Here is a 21,881-nt window from a genome sequence, read left to right as displayed (position 1 = left end):
CTTATTGTTCACTATGTCATTTGCCTCTAGGAATGTTTGAAAATTGAAAGGGATGGTTCAAATTTTGAATGTAGTCGCTGTGTAATTTTTTCTAAAATATGGGTGCAACAAACTAAATGAACTTAAAGGAGGGAATTTATGAAAGCGCTTCTATTAGCATCTGATAGAAGTGTTACTTCAGTTATCGTTGGAATCGGTTAGCAGATAGTAAGTTCACAACCTGGGATGGATGGGAGACTCGCGAGCAAAACCAAGAGAACATGACGATCGTAGGAGGGATTCTTTCATGAAGAGAAGAATAAGGCTATTCCTGCAATCCATGATGATGTTGTTGATCAGTGTATCCTTAATGCTAACGAATGCTTCCTATTCGGGAGCAGAGGCTGCTGCAGCTGCGGGTCCAGGTCATCCTGATCCGGGAGTCAAGAACGGATTCGATCCTCAAGGCAGAATGGTCGCGAAATTCGGGTCGCCTGTGATCGATGGTAACGTGGATAAGGTATGGAGCAAGGCGCAGCCGGTGTCACCCCAACATGTGTCGGGCGAGGTGGAGGCCTCTGCTGTTTTAAGAGCGCTATGGGATGACCAGGCTCTCTATGTTCTGGCTGAAGTCAAGGACCCGCACCTATCCGTTGCCTCCGTAAACCCGTACATGCAAGATTCCTTGGAGTTGTTTCTTGATGAGAACCATGACAAGACCTTGGAATATGGTGTAGACGATGTGCATTTTCGCGTCAATTATGAGAATAACCAGTCGGTAGACAACGGGGATGTGCAGCGGTTTTATACGGCTGCGAAACGAGTGGACGGCGGATATGTAATCGAAGCCCGAATTGCTTTGAAATCCAAACCCGAAAACAACAAGGTTGTAGGCTTCGAGCTGCAAATCAACGATGCCAAAGGATCAACGAGAGCGGGTACGCTTAACGTCTTTGATGCCACAGGCAATGCCTGGAATGACACGGGAAAGTTCGGGGAACTGGTTCTAAACGGCAAGGGGAAGGGCGACATTAGCGGAGTAAATCCTTATGATCTTCTCAACTTGTTCCGAAGCACACTCAAGCTTGACTTCAAGCTATATAAAAACCCCGATGTCGTTACGGAAGCTCTCACGAAGGTTGTCGCGGCTAACGTGTTAAACGATAAAAAAGTCACCCAACAACAGATAGACGAACAGATTGCCATGATCCAAGCTGCGGTGGACCAATTGGAAATGACGGAAGAAGCGGCCAATGAGAAATATTTCAAGCCGGTTCCGGATGCCTATCGGATGGCCAGCGATCAACCAGGCACCATCGAGAGACTCACATACTTGGCACCGAATGTAACGAACGGAATGGACGAGAAGAAGTTGAATGTCTATCTTCCTTATGGCTATGACCCTTCCGATCCCGCGAAGAAATATAATGTTCTATACCTGATGCACGGCGGCGGGGAAAATGAAGACCTGCTCTTTGGCGGACCAGGGCAAAGCAAGGAGCTCGCGAAAATCTTGGACAATATGATCGCAAACGGGGATATCGAGCCGTTGATTGTGGTTACGCCAACCTTCTATGGCGGGAAGAATGATACCGCCCTATTCCACGAGGAATTGACCAATATCATTCTTCCATTGGTAGAGACCCAATATCATACCTATGCCCAATCGGCTAGCCCGGAAGATTTGAAGGCTTCCCGGGAGCATCGGGCGTTCGGCGGCTTCTCTATGGGATCCGTTACAACTTGGTATACTTTTATTCATAAGCTTGACTACTTTAAGTATTACCTGCCGTTAAGCGGTGATAGTTGGGTGTTAGGCCAGGGAGCCGGGGGCAGCAAACCGAAGGAAACCGCGGAATATCTGGCCAAAGTTGTGAAAGATGCGGGCTATCAACCGCAGGATTATTATATTTTCAGTGCCACCGGCAACCTGGATATTGCTTATCCGAATTTAAAACCGCAGATTGATGCGATGAAGCAACTCACGGACACTTTTATCTACTCATCGGATACGACTAAAGGGAACTTCTATTTCATTGTAGGCGACGGCGGTACGCATGCTTGGCATTGGGTGAATCAGTACATTTATGATATTCTGCCGGATCTGTTCCACTAGCCCCCCTACATCCTCATACTTGTTCAATTCCAAGGCCATTTGTCACTGAGGTGACAGATGGCCTTAAGGTAGAATGAAATCGGCTATGTCCCATAGGAGAGACGGTCGTTATATAATGGGGGTTATAGATATTTGCATCAGAAGCAGGAGGCCGATGAAATGAGGGCACAACTTAGGGATACCTTAAGAACTATAAGCTACGGAAAACCAAAGAAACTCGCATTTAAGATCCCGTCTGCCTATTTCTTGGTCATACTGCTGACCGTAGGCTTCAGCTACTTGGTATTGAGCCAAATCGCGGCGAACTCCGCCCAGAAGAAAATTAACGAAGCATCTTTGCAAACGATTACATCGATTCGAACGAACATAGACCTGATGATCGAGAATGTGAACAACTATTCGAAGATGATTTTCTCGGACCGCAATCTGCAGAACTTGCTTCGGCAAGGGGATGTGTATGCTAACCTTCAAACCCAATCGAAGGTCAGCTCTTATTTATACAATTTAATGCAAGCGGTTCCGATTATCGACTCGGTACATATTTACGATAATGGAGGACATCGTTTTTCAGTTGCCACCCAGGAGCTGCCAACGTACATGGAGGTAAACATCAAGGACGCCCCTTGGTACGAACAGGTATTGAGCAATAACGGCAAATATATTCTGAGACTGGATCGTAGAGGCGGGGAGGGGACATCCGGCGGGAATATCGTCTCCTTCATCCGATTGATTCGGGATCTCGATAACACAGCCCCCCTTGGGGTATTGGTCATCGAGATCAAGGATGATGCGTTGGTACAAGCCTATTCGAATCTGCTTAGTGAAACTTCGTTGCAAATTGCCATTTTGGATGAGAATAATCAGACCATTGTTGCTGATTCCACGGATGAGCCCGGGAAATCGGCTATATTTGAGCTGTTGAATACAAACCTAGCATTACTAGAGGATCGATTTCAGCAAAGTGACTCAGGGAATTTAACCGTCCATTTAGGCTCCCTGAAATATACGGTAACTTATTTGTCGGGCGGGGCTTATAACTGGAAGTTCGTGAGCCTCTCGCCGCATAAGAACATGGAGTTCCGAAATCAATCTTTGGTCCTATTGGCTTTCGGGCTGTTGCTTATCAACGGAACGATTTTCTTCGTTAGCTCCTTTATCATCTCGCGCAGCATTATTAAGCCGATTCAGAAGCTGCTGCGGGCTATGAATCGAGCACCAAGCGGGAACTTCATGAAGGTCAGCGCTGAGCGAAACAGCTTCGAGATGGAACAGTTGTACCACGGATATAATCAGATGATTGAGCAAATTGATCAACTGTTAAAGCGCGTCATCGAAGAACAGAAGACAATACGCAGAGCAGAACTCAATGCGCTTCAGTCTCAGATCAAACCTCATTTTCTATACAACACGTTGGACTCCATTACTTCATTGGCACTATCCGGAGACAACGAGCAGGTATGTGAGCTGATCGAGGCGTTGGGAACCTACTATCGCTTAAGTGTTAGCAAAGGTCAGGACGTCATTACCGTTTCGGAAGAAATCGAGATGGTCCGCAATTATTTGAAGATCCAGAGCGTACGGTACGACAATGTCTTCGAGGCTCAGTTCGAGGTAGATAGGGAATGTGCCATGATCCCGATTCCCAAGCTGGTGCTGCAGCCGTTGGTTGAGAACTCGCTGTATCATGGCATTAGACCGAAAGGTGCCAAAGGGATCATACGCATCAGCGCGAAATCCGCAGACTCTGCTGTGGTCATCACCATTTCAGATGACGGCGTGGGGATGTCGAAGGAGGAAATCGAGGAAATCTTACTTACGGAAAGACAAGGTCAGATCAAGAGCTTTGGGCTTTGGGGAACCAAGGAACGATTGCGGATCTTTTACGATGATCGAGATGTCTTACATATTGATAGTGAACCTGGAGTCGGAACGACGATGACTTTAACCTTACCGATTGGAGTAGATTCGCCATGGAAAAATTAAAGGTTTTGATCGTTGATGATGAACATTTGATCCGGAATTTGATTCGTTTGCGTATTGATTGGGAACAGGAGGGCTTCGAGATTACGGGGGAAGCCTCCAATGCCCAAGAAGCGCTGGAGCTGGTGGAGGAGCAGAATCCAGATATTATCTTTACCGATATTTATATGCCCAATATGGATGGGATTGAGCTTAGCCGAAGAGTGCTTGAGAGGTATCCGCACATCAAAATCGTGGTTGTGAGCGGTCATGACGAGTTCGAATACGCACAGCAGGGCATCAAAATTGGGATCTTCGACTTCCTATTGAAGCCCATCCGAGCCTCGGACCTGCTTCATGTTGCGGGGAATCTCAAGCAGAAAATTCATGAAGAGCGAACACGGGCCAAGGAAATCTCAAAGATGAAGGAAGAGCTGGAGCGGAACTTGCCCTATCTGCGCGAAAGATTTCTATTTCAGTGGTTGAACGGCGCGTTGTCCCGGGAGGAAATAGTCGAGCAGGCCGATTACTTCAAATTACCTGCATTCCGGCAGAGCAGCGGGTTTCAGGTTGCGGTTGTCGAGATCGCTCCGGTCTCTGAGAAACACACTGAGGAGCAGCTGATTATGCTAGGGCTGGTGTGCAAGCATCAGATCGAGCTGTTTTTCCAGAACGATCCGCTGGTTGAGATCTTATCCGAGACCCGTAATCAATTCATCCTCGTCTCATTTTATCCGGGGAGAGAGCTCGCGGAGACTTGTGAATCACTGATGGCTTATCTCCTCGCTTCCACTCAATGTTTGGTCAACATTGGAGTCGGCCGAAAGCGTGAGAATGTGCAAGACGCACGTCTGAGCTATCAAGAGGCCTGCCGAGCCATCCGCTACAAAGCCTTCGTCGGGAATAATCAAGTCGTATGTTATGAAGAAATGATCGGGAACCGGGAAGAGACGTACCAATCCGATCCAGAGCTTCTGCGACAGCTCCAGTTTTATGTTAGCGTCGGATCGTCCGAACGTGCAGTGCAGCTGCTAAGCCAGATTTTTGATCTGTCATTCTCAAGTGAATCGGATTTCCGTATGGCCGCGTTGGATGTGATCCATGAATGCCAGCGTGCGATCACAGAGCAAGGGATTGAGGAAGAACAGGGGCTACTTAAAGAAACGATGCTCGCTGTCATGACAGCCGACAATTTGCCGGAACTAGTCCAAACCTTGGAGCGCTACGTCGTTGTGGTTTCGGAGGCAATTTTGTCGAAGAGGCAAGACAAGGAAGGGAACCTGATCAGTCAGGTGAAAGCCTACCTGGAAGAAAATCTGGGAGATCCGGAGGTGGGGTTGGCTAGTACCGCGGCAGCCTTCTTTGTGAGTCCGGGTCATTTGGGACGGTTGATGAAGAAGGAGACGGGGCAGACCTTCGTCGAGTACTTGACGAACCTGCGTATGAAGAAGGCGGAGACGCTTCTCAAAACAACCGATTTAAAAGGTTACGAGATTGGGGCACAGGTGGGGATTACGGACCCACATTATTTTAGCATCTTATTTAAGAAGGCCATGGGCAGATCAATGAACGAGTATCGGGTTGGAAAATGCCAATAAGGATGATCGAATTTTATAAGGGGATGTGCGTTTTGTGAATGGAGGATTCCCGCCGACTTCCCTAAAATGGCTTTAGATGCATCGAATTCTATTGGGAGGTCAAAGAGATGAAAGCGTTATTAAAAAGATCCATGAGTATCGTTTTAGCAGTAGGTCTCGCAGGAAGCTTAGCAGCGTGCTCATCCAATTCCTCCGGAGAGAAATCTTCGGGCGGAAGTGGAAGCGATTCCATTAAGTTGACGCTTTGGGATCAATCCGTAGGAAATACGGATCCATCGGCAAAATTGCTGCCGGAAATTGTTGAGAAGTGGAACAAAGAGCATCCCAACATCCAGGTTGAACGAACAGGTACGACAGGCGAGCAGTATAAGACGAAAATCAAAACATCGCTGGCGGCCAACGAAGCACCTGACCTCTTTTACGGTATGGGCGGCGGAAGCTTCATGCAGCCTTACATTGAATCCGGCAACGTGCTGGAAATCTCCAGTTATTTGACAGATGAAATCAAGTCCAAGATGGGGCCGGGGATGGCCGAAGCGATTGAAACCGACGGCAAAATTTATACTCTCCCCGTTTACACCCATATTGCCAATCTCTATGTGAATACTGAGCTGTTCGATAAAGCGGGAGCCAAAATTCCAACCACTTATACCGAACTGCTGGATGCGGTAGAAAAATTGAAGGCAGCAGGAATTACACCGGCGTTGATCGGCGAGAAAGACCGCTGGCCGGGGATGTATTGGTATGACATTATCGCGATGCGTCAGGCAGGATATGATGCGGTGATCGAAGCCTTCAAAGATCCATCCAAATGGGATTCGCCAGATTTCGTCGCTGCAGCTGCCAAAATGCAGGAACTCGCGAAGGTTGGGGCATTCAACAGCAGCATGTTGAGCATGAGCTATGACGAGATGCTGGGGGCATTTAATGCGGGCAGCGGTGCGATGATGTTCCAGGCGAACTGGGTAAATGCAGGCATTGAGGATCCGTCCTCGGCGACAAAAGGCAAGGTTCAAGTCGTTCCATTCCCTGTATTTGAAGATGGTAAAGGTAAGGTTACTGAGATTTTTGGCGGAGCGGTGGATGGTTTCTACATCAGCAGCAACACGAAGCATCCTAAAGAAGCCGTTGATTTCTTGATGTATTTGAGTGAACAGCTCGGAACGCAAGGCTATCTGGCCGGAGCGGGTCTCCCAAGCTGGAAAATCGATGGACTAGACACATCGAGTCTCTCTTCGCTGGATCGTTCGGCTGCCGAGATTATGTCGACAGCGACTTCGTTTATTACCTGGTGGGATAATATTCTCCCTGCCGAATCTGCGGAAACGCATAAGAACTTGATTGCATCGCTTCTTGCTGGTGACATTACGCCGGAAGAGTTCTGTAAACAGATGGCGCAGCTCCAACCGACGGAACTCAAACTTTGATTCTAGAATAATCTCAAACCAGATGTGGTCAGGGGGATCCCTGACCACATCTTTGAGAGGAGAACTCACATGAACACAGTTTTTTCCAATAAGAAAGCGATCGCGATATTTGTGCTTCCTACACTTCTCATTTTTTGCGGGATCGTCTTAATTCCGATTTTCGTATCGAGTTATTATAGCGTACTGGATTGGAATGGCGTCGGTAAGGGAACGTTTGTTGGACTAGATAATTATGTGGAGATGTTTACGGATTCCCGGGCTTTACTGTCGATCCGGAACTCCTTCCTGTTTGCGGCAGCGTCTGTTTTCATTCAATTGCCGATTTCTCTGTTGCTTGCCTTGATTTTGGCATCTTCGGTCAAAGGCGAGGGCTTTTATAGAACGGTGTACTTCATTCCGGTACTGATCTCCACCGTTGTGATCGCGCAATTATGGTCCAAAATCTACAATGCGGATTACGGCCTTTTAAATACATTGCTTGAGAATATTGGTTTGTCTGAATTAGCCCAGGACTGGCTCGGTCAGAAGAAGACCGCACTCGCGGCTTCTTTCATTCCAACCCTCTGGCAGTATGTCGGTTATCATATGCTCCTGATGTATGCCGGAGCGAAATCGATCTCGCAGGAAATCTTCGAAGCGGCGAAAATGGACGGGGCTTCCCGTATTCGGACGGCCTTCTCCATTACAATCCCGCTGATGAAGCCTATATTGAAAGTATGTCTTGTCTTCTCCATTATCGGAGCCTTCAAAGTCTTTGATCTGGTGTATGTACTTACGGGCGGCGGGCCGCTGTTTGCTACTGAGGTACCAAGCACGTTGATGTACACGACTATTTTTAATACGTACAGATATGGATATGGCAGCGCGGTGTCTGTCTTTATTATTCTAGAATGCTTGGTGTTTACAATCCTGATTAATAAATTCTTCAAGACCGAATAGGGGGGAGCATGTTGAATACTGCAGAAGTAAGGTTGCCCAAGCGAGTCTTCTTGGGAAAATTCCTGTTGCAATTTTTTCTCATCATCGTAGCGTTCGTTCAGGTCTATCCCCTTATTTGGCTGGCGTTCTTCTCGTTGAAAGACAATAGTGAAATCTTCAGCGGCGATGTCGCGGGTTTCCCGAAGAAGCTTCTATGGAGTAACTATACCAAAGCGTTATCTGACGGTAATGTGATGAATTATTTCGGCAACAGCGTGTTGGTCACTGCGGCCTCAATCATCCTGGTGCTGATTCTCTCCTCGATGGCCGCTTACGCCATCACGAGAATGAATTGGAAGCTTAGCAACGCAACGATGACCTTGATTCTGCTTGGGATGATGGTTCCCATTCATGCGGCATTGCTGCCGCTGTTCATGGTGTTGAAGAGCTTGCACTTGCTGAATACTTACTGGTCGCTGATTATCCCGTATGTGGCGTTCGGGATTCCCATGGCGGTGTTCATTCTGGGAAGCTTCTTCAAAGGCGTCCCTCGCGAACTCGAAGAATCTGCGGTGATGGACGGATGCGGTGTCTACAGAACGTACTTCTCCATTATTCTTCCGTTGATTCGTCCGGCGATTGCCACCGTATCGATCTTTACCTTCCTTTCCTGCTGGAATGAACTGATGTTTGCGGTGACATTCATTAATGACACACATTATCAAACATTGACGGTGGGAATGATGTCGATGGTCGGAACCTACATTACGCAGTGGGGCATTATTGGGGCCGGGCTTATGATCACAACCATCCCAACGGTGATCATTTATTTGCTCTTAAACAAGCAAGTACAACAGAGCATGATTGCAGGTGCAGTGAAAGGATAAGGACAATTACAGGCGTGAAGGGAGAAACTTGCGATGAAGGCAACGATGACGGTAAGTGCTGACCAGGCCGTTGGAACGATCAGCCGCCATATCTACGGACATTTCGCTGAGCATCTCGGCCGTTGTATATATGAAGGGATCTGGGTTGGTGAGGATTCGCCGATTCCGAATACCCGAGGCATCCGGAACGATGTGGTGGAGGCATTACGTGGTTTGAACATCCCGGTGCTTCGCTGGCCGGGCGGCTGCTTTGCCGATGAGTACCACTGGAAGGACGGCGTCGGCCCGCGAGAGCAACGCAAGCGGATGGTGAACACCCACTGGGGCGGCGTGGTGGAGAATAACCACTTCGGAACGCATGAATTTTTTGATTTGTGTGAACTGCTTGGTGCAGAGCCTTATATTTGCGGCAATGTCGGGAACGGCACCGTGCAAGAGATGCAAGAGTGGGTCGAGTATATGACCTTCGATGGTGAATCGCCAATGGCCAACTGGCGCCGAGAAAACGGGCGGGAGAAGCCGTGGAAATTGAAGTACTTTGGCGTCGGCAACGAGAACTGGGGCTGCGGCGGCAATATGCGGGCGGAGTATTACGCTGACGAATATCGCCGGTATCAAACGTATGTCCGAAATTATGGGAAGAACCGGATCTATAAAATAGCCGGGGGCGCCAATGTCGATGACTACCATTGGACGGAAACGCTAATGCGTCTAGCTGGTCCGATGATGGATGGACTCAGCTTGCACAACTATACCGTGCCGGGTGGATTTGAGGTCAAACGCCCTGCGCTGGGCTTCGATGAGGCCGAATGGTTTGAGACGATGAAGCTGGCGCTTCATATGGACGAGTTAATCAAGCGCCATTCGGCGATTATGGACCAATATGATCCGCAGAAACGAATTGGGCTGATTATTGATGAATGGGGGAATTGGTTCCAGGTTGAGCCAGGCACGAATCCCGGCTTCCTGTACCAGCAAAACTCCATGCGGGATGCGCTCGTCGCCGGCTTGCATTTTCACATCTTCCATCGTCACTGCGATCGCGTCCATATGGCGAACATTGCCCAGACCCTAAACGTCCTGCAGGCGATGATCTTAACCGAAGGCGAGAAGATGTTACTGACTCCGACCTACCATGTCTTTGAAATGTTCAAGGTCCATCAGGATGCGGAAGCCCTCGCGCTTCACCTTGAGACAGATGAGTACCGTATGGGTGAGGATACCATCCCTCAAGTTAGCGGTTCGGCCTCTAAACGGGCAGACGGCACCATCGACATCAGTCTGTGCAACGTTCACCCGCATCAGCAGGCAGATGTCACGCTGCGGTTGCGCGGATTGGGAGAGGCCAAGAAGGTCACGGGCCGCATCCTAACCCACACGGATATGAATGCCCACAATACCTTTGATCAGCCAGAGACGGTGAAGCCGCAAGATTTTGACGGGTTTACTGACGTAAATGAAGGCAGCTTGTCGGTCAAATTGCCGCCGATGTCGGTGGTGGTGTTGTCGTTTTCCTAGAGAGAAATGAGAGAGGTTAGAAGGCATTAAGCGAGTTAAAACGCGGATAATTGGAGGAATACCATCATGTCCAATGGTTCGTTGGTGCATCGGGTCCCCACCCGAGAGAAGGTCGTCGCCTTTACGTTCGACGATGGGCCCCATCCCGTATTTACGAGACAAGTGCTGGATATTTTCCGGAAGGTGAATGGGAAGGCGACATTTTTCATGATTGGTCAAGAGATGGATGCGTTTGAAGAACTCGCCAAGGAAGTTCATGCCGCTGGGCATGAGATTGGGAACCACACGTATTCGCATCCTGATTTAACGCTGTTGACTCAAGGGGAAGCGCGCGGGGAAATCAAACAGGCGAGCGAGCGGATTCGACGTGTGACCGGGCGTCATCCCTCGAGTTTCAGACCACCGTATTTTGCCGTGAATGAGGATGTGTTCTCGCTTGCAGCTGAGTTCGGATACGATGTGATTGGTTGCGTCAATGGCGAGGCCAAGGACTGGGAACAGCCCCAACCCGGCGTAGAGTACATCTTGGAGCAGACGAAGGCGACTGTTGATAACGGCAGCATCTTCCTGTTCCATGACGGGTATGGCGATCGTACTCAGACAGTTGAGGCCGTTCGGGTGCTTGTTGCGGAATTGGCTGACCAGGGGTATCGGTTTGTGACAATCCGTGAGTTAATGGAGTTAGCTGGCAACAGCTTGCTAAACTAGATTTTGATAATTGAGTTGCTTCAAATAGACGTCTTCGATCAGCAGATATTGCTGAAACGGAGGCGTCTTTTTTATAAAAAACCGAAATGCTGCTATTAATGTAAAATTTTAAATATGATTATATATCAAAAATCAATAAGGATAGATCATTGTTTTCGAATAGGCAAAAGCTTTATTTTTTAAATAGCATTGGAAGCGCTATCAGTGCAAAAGGATAACCAAGTTAATGAAATGGGAGGTGTCTGCTGGGTCGGGGGCGTAGGCTAAATGTACTGGAATAAGAATAGATCAATTATCATGCAAGGGAATCCACTTAGGGCTTAATGTTCATTTGTCGTTTGAAACACATATCCGTGAATCCGGCAAAGGGGGATCTGCATATGAAAAAATATTTGCTCATTTTATTCATCGTCGTCTTCATGACTGGACTCACCGCCTGCGGAGGCGGCAACAGTAATCAGGCGGGGAACACTGCTGCAGGAAGTGACACGGCTACAGGAAATGACTCTGCTGCAGGGAATGGTGCTAATTCAGAGCAAGAAATTTCCGGAGAAATTACAGTATTCGGATGGGGCGGCGGAGAGGAGCTTCAATCTCGAAAAGATGCTACGAAGGTCTTCAAGAAGCTATATCCTAAAGTGAAGGTGAATGAAGTATGGCTTCCGGCGGACAATGTTGATGTGAAGCTGGATGCAGCCCTGGCCGCAGGAAATGCCGGTGATGTGATCATGATGTCTCCAGACTGGAAGGGGCTGCGGACCAAGTGGTTTGAAGATCTGAACCCATACATTGAAAGGGATCAGCTAGATCTTGAGGCCCTGTTTACAGAAGGCGTTGACGGAGGATATGTGGATCCGGATGGAAAACGCGAAGGCATGCCGGCAACTGCTTCGGACTTTATGATTGCCTATAATAAAGAAATTTTTGACAAAGCAGGTGTTCCGTACCCGACAAACGACTGGACTTGGGATGACTTTGCGAATATCGCAAAACAGGTTTCTTCAGGTGAAGGAGCCAATCGAATTTATGGGATTGTATCTCACTGGATCTTGCAAAGCTTTGCCCCATTTGTCTACGGCGGAGCGCCGTATAATGAAGATTGGACCAAGCAGACACTGGATGATGAAAATACACTGAAGGGATACCAATTGTTTGGCGACCTCGTGAAAGCTAAAGCGATGCCGGATGATGCTGCCGCCAAGAGTATGCCGATGGATCAGATGTTCGCGGCGGGGAAAGCAGCGATGTATCCACTTGGTCTCTTTGAAGCCTCGACGATTGCTAAAAATATCGGATCCAACTTCGAATGGGGAATTGTCATGCCGCCAAAGGATCCGTCCGGAAAAACGGTTAACATTAAATTCCAAACGGGATTTGCGATGAACAAAGACTCCAAGAACAAAGAAGCTGCATGGGCTTATATTAAAACGGTTTCCCTCAATAAAGAGGTAGGCGATCTGTACAGTAAGGTGAATCTTCCGGCACTTAAGGAGTCGGCCGATACTACATTCGCTAACTTGAAGATTGAAGGAACGGATATCTCCATGTTGGATTTTGTGACGGGGTTGCAGGATGCGATAACGTTCCCTTGGGGCGGATCCATCGCTAAAGCTGGCGATCTGTATGAGCAGGTCTGGCAGGAGGTTACGGTTCAGGGAAAATCTGCAGAGGAAGCAGCAGGAGCCTTTGCTTCACAAATCCAGGCCGCTTTTGACTCGATCCATCAAAGTAAATAATTCATAGCAAAAGAAGAATGAACTGTTGATGAAAGGGAGGATTCGTGAATCCTCCCTTCCTATAATCTCAAGCGAAGGCAGTCACGGAGGCGAAAGAATGAAGGTGCAAAAAATTAGAATCCCCAAAAGAGAGGAGAAGCACTTCTTTCTCTTCACTTCGCCATGGCTTTTGGGTTTTTTGATCTTTACCCTATATCCCATGGTTTTCTCCATTATCTTAGTGTTCACCAATATGGATATGACCGGATCCGGCCGATTCATCGGCTTGGCTAATCTAATCAGGGCCTTCAAGGAGGACACTCTGTTTTACCGTTCATTGGTAAATACGCTTTACTTTGTGCTCGTTTCGGTTCCGCTCAGCTTGTTTGCAGCTTTTGGAATTGCCCTGTTGCTGAATCAAAAGCTAAAGGGAGTGGGCTTCTTTCGAACCAGCTTCTACATTCCCTATATCACCTCTGGTGTTGCGGTGACGCTGCTCTGGGGATGGATTTTCAACTCCCAATTTGGACTTGTGAATTATTTTCTATCTCTGTTCAGCATCACTGGGCCTAGCTGGTTAAGCGATACCAGATGGGCGATGCCGGCGATTATCATTATGGGGATTTGGACGATCGGCAATTCCATTATCATTACTCTCGCAGGACTGCAGGATATACCGGAAGCCCTGTATGAAAGTGCTGAAATAGATGGGGCCAGCAGTTTCATTAAAATCACCCGGATTACTTTGCCGTTGGTAACGCCAACGCTTTATTTCAACCTGGTCATGGGGATCATCGGCGGCTTCCAAATTTTTATGCAGCCTTACATTTTGACCGAAGGCGGTCCCAGCTATGCGACCTATACGTATATGATGCATATTTACAACAGCGGCTTTAAATATTACGAGATGGGTTACGCTTCGACCTTGGCCTGGTTATTGTTTATCGTCATCATGATCATTACTCAAATCGTAAACCGGACCTCCAGACACTGGGTATATTACGATAACTAATATGAGAGGTGCAGCCATGGAGGCTTATTATAGAAGTAAAAAAACCACCGACCGGATTACCACCGTCTTAAGTTATTTGGTGTTAACGGTCATAGCTGTTATTTTTATCTTCCCATTTATATGGATGATTTCCACTGCTCTTAAAATTCCTTCAGAAGCTTATACCCTGCCTCCCAAAATCATTCCGAAGACGTTCACATGGAATAACTTCGTTGAAGGTTGGCAGTATGCGGATTTCACCCGGTATACATTGAACACCCTAACCGTAACGGTGCTTGCCACGCTAGGAACCGTTATTTCGGCTTCTTTGGTCGCTTATGGCTTTGCACGATTTAAATCCCGGTTTAACGGTGTACTGTTTACTGTCGTGCTTGCGACGATGATGCTCCCCAGTCAGGTGACTCTGGTTCCGACCTACCTCTTGTTTACCAAGCTGGGCTGGTTGGACACGTTAATGCCTTTGATTATTCCCTCCTTTTTTGGTGGAGGTGCGTTTAATATCTTTCTGCTGCGGCAATTCTTCAAGACGATTCCGAAAGACCTAGATGAAGCCGCATATATTGACGGCGCTAATGCTTTTCAGATCTATTACAAAATATTGCTGCCTGCTATCAAACCAGCTTTGATTACGGTGGGTCTCATGTCGGTGACCTTCCATTGGAATGACTACATGTCTCCGCTGATCTATTTAAACAGTGATCATAACTTTACACTGGCAATCGGTTTGCAATTTTTCCAGAATTCCTTCGGTTCCTCACAGATTCAGATGCTGATGGCGGTATCCTTAATTACGGTTATTCCCGTACTCATTTTATTCTTTATCGGGCAAAAGTATTTTGTTCAAGGGATCACCATGACCGGCATCAAAGGTTAATTTCCAATGATTTGGTCTTATCATTATCTCTATTTATATCTGGACCGGTATTGAGCTTGGGATATTTCCTTGGCGAGGTACCGGTCATTTGCTTGAATTGTCTGCAGAAGTGCTCTACATTTCGATATCCGCACCGGTATGCAATCTCTGCAACTGTGTAGTGACTATGTATGAGGTATTCTTTAGCTAAGCGAATTCGACATTGAATCACATCATCCATACAAGAAAGTCCGAAGGTCTTCTTGTAGATGACTTGAAGATACCCAGGGCTGATGCTCAAAATTTCAGCCATTTCTGACACGGTCCAGGGGTGGGCAGGGTTATTATGAATAGCTGCCCGCAGCTTGATCAGGTTATAGTGCTGAGGAACAATGTCTTCGCGGAAGTAAGACTCCAGCAATTTATTAAACAGCGTTCGGAGCAGATGATCAATGGACGATCTCCTGTAGTCTTTGTTGAATGTGTTCTCGATGACCAGCAGCTGGAACAGCTTGTGACAATATTCAGGGTCATCTAATGGGAAGGGAATTCCAAAGGGTAAAGAGGATTCGATCACGTAGGGTTCATCGGTCTCAAAGCGGATCCAATCATTGATATATTGTTCAGCACAAGCCCGGTAATATATTTTTTGATGCGGCTTATAAAGCACTGCGCAGTGAGGCGGGTATTCCTTCAAACTTCCCTCTACCCAAAAGAGAGCGGGAGTTTGCGTGATGACTAATAGCCAACAATCATGTCCATTCGGAATGTCAAAGACAAACTGGCTGTTATGTGTTGCATCGTACTCGACATAAAAAATGTTTGTCATCCTTTTCACCTTCGTGATTTTGTTTTTATCTATTATAAAGGGACAACTTTTGGACAACTATTGAAATATGAATAACGGTTCGTTGTCTTTTTTGAGGCCATTTCTGAAACATGGAGGGGCCTCTTTCATTTTTGTCTAAACCTGTTTTAAAGGTATAGGCAGCGTGGTGAATCTGAGTCACTCATTCATTGAGATGTTACTTAATGTATGTTAGTATTAAATTATGTAACATTATGCGGAGGGATTCTCTGTGGAGTTTGTTAATCCGATTCGAGACCTTGAAACCATTCAGGCGATGAAGGAGGAGTTGCGTAAACATTCGGTTCGAGACTTATTACTTTTCGTGCTGGGGATTAATACCGGCATTAGTTTAATTGATTTACTAAGTCTTACTGTCGAGGATGTGTGGGACGGCGAGAAACCGAAGCAGTTCCTATACGTGAAGAATGAACGAACAGGGGAAGACCAGGCGCATTATCTCAACTGCAATATTGGGGAAATCTTGAAGGAGTATTTGAGCATGATCGATTGGCAACCAGGGGACTACTTGTTCAAGTCCAAGAAGGATTGCCGGCCGATTACCCGCCAGCAGGCCTATCGCATTATTAATCGTTCGGCCAGAGAGGTTGGTATTTCGGAGAAGATCGGAACGCATACGTTGCGCAAGACCTTCGGTTACCATGCCTACTATAAAGGGGTTGCCATCTCGATCATTAAATCGATCTTGCATCATCACTCTACCGCCGAAACCTTAAAGTATTTAGGGATTGATAAAAATGAAAGGTTGCCGATCAAGGTGGACGTCAATTTGTAAATTTCCTATTTAGCACATGACAAACAAAAAAACTCTCCACATGAAGCATGCGGAGAGTCTGTTCATTCCATCATTCGTTGATATTCACATTTCCTATGATTCTTCAGCGGCTACCCGATTCATCGCGGTTTGAATGTCCACATTTCTGAGTTCGGTGACGATTCCGTCCTTAACCAGGACCTGAAGCGTTTCAGCGTCCTTCATAAAGCGGAAAATGCCATTATCGAAATCCGTATTGGCTTCTTTGAAGAAGATCCCTTCATATTCGGCATCCTTGAGGTGGTTAAAGCTTAAGGTATAATGATCACCGTCCTTGATCAAGTAAGCACGAACTCCCTTTTCGTAAATCCCTTCCTCGTCAGGAATATAACGGGCAACTGAAATAAGATGCAGGTCCACAAAGGGGATCTCCCGGATCAAGGCATTGATAATGGACCCTTTCGTCATTTGCTCCCAACGGCTCTGGGCCGTCTGTCCAAGGATGATTTGAGTAATGTTCTTCTCCCTAGCGACTTCAGCAATGACCTTATAAACAGGGCGGCTTTCATTGTCCTTCATAATAAATTGTGCTGTCGGGTGGGAATTGGCATACTCTTTCCACTGTTCGATATGAAATACTTTATCTGCATCCAATTCGTCGAAAGGTTTGGGATCCACAGTCAGTATATACAGCGGGGCCTTCATCAAGTTAGCGATTTTGCAACCGCGTTTGATTAGTCGTTCCCCGTTCGGACCATAATAAACGCAAACCAGAACACTTTCATTGCATGGATTATCCATTTTACATTATTCACCTCAAAGGATAATAATAGAGCACTTAAATAAACTACGTACGACTATAATTGATGTTTTATCTCCAGTCAAATCGTGTTATCGACAGAATGATTCTCAAGTAAGGAGGATTGCGCTTGGTTACATTCTATACCTTCATTTTTCTTCCGTTGTTAAGTGCTATACTCGTACCATTTCTGTATAAGTACTTGAATCGTCAAGTCCATACAGGATGGTTTGTGCTAATTATACCCCTATCCATCTTCGTCTATTTATTACAATATATACCCGATGTTGCGGGCGGGAAAACCTATGTCTATACGCTGCCGTGGATTCCGACGCTAGATATCCAGTTGACCTCTTATGTGGATGGACTGGGTCTCTTATTCGGGCTTCTGATTTCGGGTGTGGGGTCCCTGGTGATCCTTTATTCCGTCTTCTACATGTCCAAGGAGCGGGAGGCTCTCCATAACTTCTATATCTATTTGCTCATGTTCATGGGTGCGATGCTAGGCGTCGTATTTTCTGATCATCTCCTGGTCTTCTACGGCTTCTGGGAGTTAACCAGCGTGTCTTCGTTTTTATTGATCTCTTATTGGTTTGAGCGGCGAAGCTCCCGGCAAGGCGCGTTAAAGGCAATGCTGATTACTGTGTTTGGCGGATTTGCCATGTTAGCTGGATTTATTATGTTGATCATTATGGCGGATACCTATAGCATTCGAGAATTGATTACGAATGTGGGCATTATTCAAAATCACGTGTTGTTTATCCCGGCGATGCTATGCGTGTTATTGGGTGCATTTACGAAATCGGCACAGTTCCCCTTTAGCATTTGGCTGCCGGATGCGATGGAAGCACCAACCCCGGTCAGCAGCTACCTCCATTCCGCAACGATGGTGAAAGCTGGCATTTACTTGGTGGCGCGAATGACGCCGATCTTCGGCGGCAGCTCGGTTTGGTTCTGGCTGGTCGCCGGTGTGGGGCTGATTACATTGCTTTACGGTTCCTTGAGTGCGCTCAGACAGACAGATCTAAAAGCGCTCTTAGCTTATTCTACGATCAGCCAATTAGGATTGATCATGTGTTTGCTTGGCATCGGCTCGCTGGCGGTTTATTTTGGGCCCGGTGAGAGCGGCACAGTCTTTACGGTAGCGACCTTCGCCGCCCTGTTTCATCTATTTAACCACTCCACGTTTAAAGGCAGCTTGTTTATGGTCGTGGGAATTATTGACCATGAGACAGGTCGGCGGGATATTCGCTATTTGGGCGGTTTACTGCAGGTGATGCCGGTGACGTTTACGGTCGCCTTGGTCGGCGGTTTATCGATGGCCGGGTTGCCGCCGTTTAACGGCTTTTTGAGTAAAGAGATGTTTTTTGCTGCGGTCAATGAAGTTACCCAAGCGGGAATCTTCGGGCTCAGCAACATCGGCTTCATCTTCCCGCTCCTGGCTTGGGTAGCGAGCATATTCACCTTTGTGTATTGCATGCTCTTTATCTTCAAAACCTTCGGAGGCAGCTTCCGCCCGGAAAGATTGATGAAAGAAGTGCATGAAGCCCCTCTGGGGATGTTGATCTCCCCTATCGTTTTGGGTGTGCTCGTGATTCTCATTTTCTTCTTCCCGAATGTACTTGGGAAATATATTCTAACTCCCGCTTTGAACGCGGTTTTGCCGATGATGTCCGTGACTGCCTATGATCTCAAAATCAGCGCGTGGCATGGCCCGAACCTCGAATTGCTGATGACCGTGGGCGTCATCCTCTTTGGGTTATTGCTCTTTCGGACAGCGAAGCGTTGGGTTCCGCCGATTCGGAGCTTTCCGCAGAGGCTGACGCTAAATCACTGGTTTAATCAAGGGCTGGATGGAACCGAGAAGCTCTCGCGATCGCTGACTAATCGATATATGACAGGTTCGCTGAGACATTACCTCATCTACACTTTTTCATTCTTTGTGATTGTGCTGATGGCTTCACTGTTAGGGTTCCATGGCCTGCAACTCGATTTCTCGAAGGACGCTCCTATCGGGATCTTCGAAGCTGGACTGGTGGTTGCGATGATCATCGCTGCCTTTGTCGTCTTGTTCGCCCCGAATCGTATCGTCGCCATTGTGGCTTTGGGGGCGATAGGTTATATGATTTCGATGTTCTTCGTCATCTTCAGGGCTCCTGATTTGGCATTAACGCAAATGGTGGTGGAGACGGTGACAACGGTCCTGTTCTTGCTGTGCTTCTACCATTTACCGAAGCTGAAGAAGAGCATCGAACGCCTATCGTTTAAGCTGACCAATCTCATCATTTCCATCGCGATGGGATTAACGGTAAGTCTCCTGGCTCTAGCTGCGAACGGACATAAGCTGTTCGCGCCAATTACCTCTTTTTTTGAAAATGCCTATGAACTGGCCGGGGCAAAAAACATCGTCAACGCCATCCTTGTGGATTTCCGCGGCTTTGACACCATGCTGGAAATATCCGTGCTGACGATTGCCGGGCTGGGCGTCTATCTCTTGGTTCATCAGCGTTCCAAAAGGAGGGAACCAAATGAAAACGAATGATGTGATCTTAAAAAGCGTCACCCGCGTGGCCGCCGTGATTATTTTGACCTTTTCGATATACCTGTTCATGAACGGCCACCATCATCCGGGGGGCGGATTTATCGGCGGGCTGAGCACGGCATCCGCAATTGTTCTATTGTACCTGTCCTACGGGATCGAGAAGGTGAGAGAGAACATTCGCATGGATTTTAAGAAGCTCGCGGCGATTGGGGTGCTGATCGCGGTGGTCACCGGAATGGCCGGGGTTGTGTTCGGAGAGCCATTTCTGACCCAAACCTTTGGCCACGTCGAGTTACCGGTATTCGGGGATACTGAGCTTGCCTCCGCTCTTATTTTTGATACGGGGGTTGCCCTGGCGGTCATAGGTACGGCGGTAAATATCATTCTAAGCATAAGTGAGGATCGATAAATATGGAGACACTCATCGTCATACTCGTCGGGATATTCGTATCGATCGGCACCTATTTGATCTTATCCAAGCAATTGCTTCGCATCGTGCTGGGAGCGTCTATTGTGAGTCATGCCGTGAATTTATTGCTGATCACCTCCGGCGGGCTGAAGCGGGGGAGCGCCCCCCTGCTGGGCGAGAAGCAAGCCGGTTTTACGGATGCGATGCCTCAGGCTTTGATCCTGACGGCTATTGTAATCAACTTTGCCGTGACGGCACTAGTTTTAGTTTTATGTTATCGGGCCTATCAGCATTTTGGGACGGATGACATGGAGCAGTTAAGGGGACATGAGCATGAATAATTGGTTGATCGGTCCGGTGATTATTCCCCTGATGATGGGGATGGTTCTCATTGTTTTTCAGCAAAACCTCCGGCTTCAGCGGATCCTTAGCTTGCTTGCCCTGTTGGCAACGTGCTTGGTTTCCATTCTACTCATTCACCAGATCAATGCGGGTGGTATTCAGACGTTGCAGCTAGGCGGCTGGGAAGCCCCTTACGGCATTAGCTTCGTCGGTGATATGTTCAGCGCGTTGCTGTTGCTCGCAACCTCGGTGGTTTCGATTGGCTGTTTGCTGTATGCCTTCCCGTCGATCGGACGGAAACAGGAGAAGCTTTACTTTTATCCGTTGTTTTTGTTCTTGATTACAGGGGTGAACGGCTCGTTTCTGACAGGGGACTTATTTAACTTATATGTCTTCTTCGAAGTATTTCTCGTCGCTTCGTATGTATTGATCACGATGGGCGGGGCACGGCAGCAGTTTCGCGAGGCGTTAAAATATATTTTCACGAACATTATCGCCTCTGCGTTCTTCCTGATGGGGGTCGCCTATTTATATTCGATCACAGGCACGTTGAACCTCGCTCACTTATCCATTCGGATCGCAGAGGTAGGCCAGGACGGGTTGATCACCACGGTAGCCTTGCTGTTCCTGATCGTGTTCGCATTAAAGGCCGGATTATTGCTCTTCTTCTGGTTGCCAGGCTCGTATAGCGTTCCACCTACTGCCATTGCGGCCATCTTTGCGGCGCTGCTCACCAAGGTGGGGATCTACGCGATCTTTCGGATGTTTACGCTCATCTTCTATCATGAACCGCAGATCACTCATTTAATTATTGGAATATTGGCGGCTGCAACGATGATTCTTGGAGGACTTGGAGCTGTGGGCTTCGGGGATTTGAAGAAAATCATCACCTACAATGTGATTATCAGCGTTGGGTTTATCCTGCTTGGCCTGGTCTCAATGACACAGGAAGGCATGATGGGCTCCATCTACTATTTACTGCACGATATTCTGATCAAGGCCTTGATCTTTCTCATCGGCGGTACGGTGATCTATCTTACGGGGACCAGCAGGTTACAAGACATCAGTGGTCTGATTCGGCTTCACCCGCAATTAGGTTGGATGTTTCTGATCGCCGCGTTATCTATGGTTGGAATTCCGCCGCTCAGCGGCTTTCTCGGCAAAGTATTTACGATTCAGGGAACCTTCGAGTCCGGTGATTATTGGCTTGGGGGAATCGGGCTTGCCGCCAGTTTGTTTATCTTGTATTCCATGATCAAATTGTTCATGAGCGTCTTTTGGGGCGAGACCATTCTGAGCGTAGATGATGAGAAGGGGACGACCCAGGGGCTCCTGCTTCCAATCGCACTGTTAACCATTGCCAGCCTGGCTTTAGGGCTGGGTGCTGAAGGGGCGGCTGGGTATGTGGCCCAAGCAGCACAGGAATTGCTTGATCCAAATCGATATATCCATGCTGTGATGGACTAAAGGGGGGACA

At 47.6% G+C, this 21,881-nt stretch carries 18 protein-coding genes; 16 read left to right on the top strand and 2 right to left on the bottom strand.

Annotation, left to right across the window (positions count from 1 at the left end; translation table 11 throughout):
- Nucleotides 1–286 precede the first annotated feature (286 nt).
- From POTG_RS11070 to POTG_RS11020, 11 genes are all read left to right on the top strand, one after another.
- Nucleotides 287–2,095, top strand: coding sequence for a sugar-binding protein (locus POTG_RS11070; protein WP_036645057.1), 1,809 nt, complete (start codon nt 287–289; stop codon nt 2,093–2,095).
- Between the two features lie 159 nt (nt 2,096–2,254).
- Nucleotides 2,255–4,078: a cache domain-containing sensor histidine kinase gene (locus POTG_RS11065; RefSeq protein WP_009224916.1), complete on the top strand. Its 1,824-nt coding sequence runs from the start codon at nt 2,255–2,257 to the stop codon at nt 4,076–4,078.
- Nucleotides 4,066–5,652, top strand: a complete 1,587-nt coding sequence (locus POTG_RS11060; RefSeq protein WP_009224915.1) for a response regulator — start codon at nt 4,066–4,068, stop codon at nt 5,650–5,652. The genes POTG_RS11065 and POTG_RS11060 overlap by 13 nt, the downstream gene beginning before the upstream one ends.
- 107 nt (nt 5,653–5,759) lie before the next feature.
- A complete protein-coding gene (locus POTG_RS11055; protein ID WP_009224914.1) occupies nt 5,760–7,079 on the top strand; it encodes an extracellular solute-binding protein in 1,320 nt (439 codons plus the stop codon).
- Between the two features lie 69 nt (nt 7,080–7,148).
- The gene (locus POTG_RS11050) at nt 7,149–8,018 is read left to right on the top strand and encodes a carbohydrate ABC transporter permease (protein WP_009224913.1); all 870 of its coding nucleotides are present in this window, start codon (nt 7,149–7,151) and stop codon (nt 8,016–8,018) included.
- An 8-nt stretch (nt 8,019–8,026) separates the two neighbouring features.
- On the top strand, nt 8,027–8,884 hold the full coding sequence (locus POTG_RS11045) for a carbohydrate ABC transporter permease (RefSeq protein WP_009224912.1): 858 nt from the start codon (nt 8,027–8,029) through the stop codon (nt 8,882–8,884).
- Between the two features lie 33 nt (nt 8,885–8,917).
- On the top strand, nt 8,918–10,402 hold the full coding sequence (locus POTG_RS11040; protein WP_009224911.1) for an alpha-N-arabinofuranosidase: 1,485 nt from the start codon (nt 8,918–8,920) through the stop codon (nt 10,400–10,402).
- 66 nt (nt 10,403–10,468) lie between these two features.
- Nucleotides 10,469–11,110: a polysaccharide deacetylase family protein gene (locus POTG_RS11035; protein WP_009224910.1), complete on the top strand. Its 642-nt coding sequence runs from the start codon at nt 10,469–10,471 to the stop codon at nt 11,108–11,110.
- 380 nt (nt 11,111–11,490) lie between these two features.
- A complete protein-coding gene (locus POTG_RS22720) occupies nt 11,491–12,846 on the top strand; it encodes an ABC transporter substrate-binding protein (RefSeq protein ID WP_009224909.1) in 1,356 nt (451 codons plus the stop codon).
- Nucleotides 12,847–12,943: 97 nt separating this feature from the next.
- Nucleotides 12,944–13,837 (top strand): carbohydrate ABC transporter permease, encoded by an 894-nt coding sequence (locus tag POTG_RS11025; protein ID WP_050769747.1) that lies wholly within the window; start codon nt 12,944–12,946, stop codon nt 13,835–13,837.
- A gap of 16 nt (nt 13,838–13,853) precedes the next feature.
- Nucleotides 13,854–14,711, top strand: coding sequence for a carbohydrate ABC transporter permease (locus POTG_RS11020; protein ID WP_036645055.1), 858 nt, complete (start codon nt 13,854–13,856; stop codon nt 14,709–14,711).
- Here POTG_RS11020 and POTG_RS11015 read toward each other — a convergent pair.
- A complete protein-coding gene (locus POTG_RS11015; RefSeq protein ID WP_009224906.1) occupies nt 14,701–15,519 on the bottom strand; it encodes a helix-turn-helix transcriptional regulator in 819 nt (272 codons plus the stop codon). The two genes, POTG_RS11020 and POTG_RS11015, sit on opposite strands and share 11 nt — an antisense overlap.
- A gap of 250 nt (nt 15,520–15,769) precedes the next feature.
- Between POTG_RS11015 and POTG_RS11010 the strand changes: the two genes are divergently transcribed.
- Entirely contained in the window at nt 15,770–16,333 is a 564-nt protein-coding gene (locus POTG_RS11010) for a tyrosine-type recombinase/integrase (RefSeq protein WP_009224905.1), read from the top strand.
- Between the two features lie 93 nt (nt 16,334–16,426).
- Here the strand turns inward: POTG_RS11010 and POTG_RS11005 are convergent, their stop codons facing one another.
- Complete coding sequence (locus POTG_RS11005; protein WP_009224904.1) at nt 16,427–17,113, bottom strand: universal stress protein; 687 nt, start codon at nt 17,111–17,113, stop codon at nt 16,427–16,429.
- A 128-nt stretch (nt 17,114–17,241) separates the two neighbouring features.
- Between POTG_RS11005 and POTG_RS11000 the strand changes: the two genes are divergently transcribed.
- From POTG_RS11000 to POTG_RS10985, 4 genes are read left to right on the top strand one after another with little or no spacing between them, the layout of a single operon-like run.
- Entirely contained in the window at nt 17,242–19,653 is a 2,412-nt protein-coding gene (locus tag POTG_RS11000) for a Na+/H+ antiporter subunit A (protein ID WP_036645054.1), read from the top strand.
- Nucleotides 19,640–20,062 (top strand): Na(+)/H(+) antiporter subunit B, encoded by a 423-nt coding sequence (locus tag POTG_RS10995; RefSeq protein ID WP_036645051.1) that lies wholly within the window; start codon nt 19,640–19,642, stop codon nt 20,060–20,062. Before POTG_RS11000 ends, POTG_RS10995 begins: the two co-directional genes overlap by 14 nt.
- Nucleotides 20,063–20,064: 2 nt before the next feature.
- On the top strand, nt 20,065–20,403 hold the full coding sequence (locus POTG_RS10990; RefSeq protein WP_009224901.1) for a Na(+)/H(+) antiporter subunit C: 339 nt from the start codon (nt 20,065–20,067) through the stop codon (nt 20,401–20,403).
- On the top strand, nt 20,396–21,871 hold the full coding sequence (locus tag POTG_RS10985; protein WP_036645050.1) for a Na+/H+ antiporter subunit D: 1,476 nt from the start codon (nt 20,396–20,398) through the stop codon (nt 21,869–21,871). Before POTG_RS10990 ends, POTG_RS10985 begins: the two co-directional genes overlap by 8 nt.
- The last annotated feature ends 10 nt before the right edge of the window (nt 21,872–21,881 follow it).

Source organism: Paenibacillus sp. oral taxon 786 str. D14, from assembly GCF_000159955.1.
GTDB lineage: Bacteria > Bacillota > Bacilli > Paenibacillales > Paenibacillaceae > Fontibacillus > Fontibacillus phoenicis.
This window is presented reverse-complemented; position numbering and strand designations above follow the sequence as displayed.

Bases quoted from the DNA above. Each gene is read 5' to 3' on its own strand.
- POTG_RS10995 (WP_036645051.1), top strand. From the start codon at position 19,640: ATGAAAACGAATGATGTGATCTTAAAAAGCGTCACCCGCGTGGCCGCC.
- POTG_RS11040 (WP_009224911.1), top strand. From the start codon at position 8,918: ATGAAGGCAACGATGACGGTAAGTGCTGACCAGGCCGTTGGAACGATC.
- POTG_RS11020 (WP_036645055.1), top strand. From the start codon at position 13,854: ATGGAGGCTTATTATAGAAGTAAAAAAACCACCGACCGGATTACCACC.
- POTG_RS11070 (WP_036645057.1), top strand. From the start codon at position 287: ATGAAGAGAAGAATAAGGCTATTCCTGCAATCCATGATGATGTTGTTG.
- POTG_RS11050 (WP_009224913.1), top strand. From the start codon at position 7,149: ATGAACACAGTTTTTTCCAATAAGAAAGCGATCGCGATATTTGTGCTT.
- POTG_RS11065 (WP_009224916.1), top strand. From the start codon at position 2,255: ATGAGGGCACAACTTAGGGATACCTTAAGAACTATAAGCTACGGAAAA.
- POTG_RS11005 (WP_009224904.1), bottom strand. From the start codon at position 17,113: ATGGATAATCCATGCAATGAAAGTGTTCTGGTTTGCGTTTATTATGGT.
- POTG_RS11045 (WP_009224912.1), top strand. From the start codon at position 8,027: ATGTTGAATACTGCAGAAGTAAGGTTGCCCAAGCGAGTCTTCTTGGGA.
- POTG_RS11015 (WP_009224906.1), bottom strand. From the start codon at position 15,519: ATGACAAACATTTTTTATGTCGAGTACGATGCAACACATAACAGCCAG.
- POTG_RS11035 (WP_009224910.1), top strand. From the start codon at position 10,469: ATGTCCAATGGTTCGTTGGTGCATCGGGTCCCCACCCGAGAGAAGGTC.
- POTG_RS11060 (WP_009224915.1), top strand. From the start codon at position 4,066: ATGGAAAAATTAAAGGTTTTGATCGTTGATGATGAACATTTGATCCGG.
- POTG_RS11055 (WP_009224914.1), top strand. From the start codon at position 5,760: ATGAAAGCGTTATTAAAAAGATCCATGAGTATCGTTTTAGCAGTAGGT.
- POTG_RS11025 (WP_050769747.1), top strand. From the start codon at position 12,944: ATGAAGGTGCAAAAAATTAGAATCCCCAAAAGAGAGGAGAAGCACTTC.
- POTG_RS22720 (WP_009224909.1), top strand. From the start codon at position 11,491: ATGAAAAAATATTTGCTCATTTTATTCATCGTCGTCTTCATGACTGGA.
- POTG_RS10985 (WP_036645050.1), top strand. From the start codon at position 20,396: ATGAATAATTGGTTGATCGGTCCGGTGATTATTCCCCTGATGATGGGG.
- POTG_RS10990 (WP_009224901.1), top strand. From the start codon at position 20,065: ATGGAGACACTCATCGTCATACTCGTCGGGATATTCGTATCGATCGGC.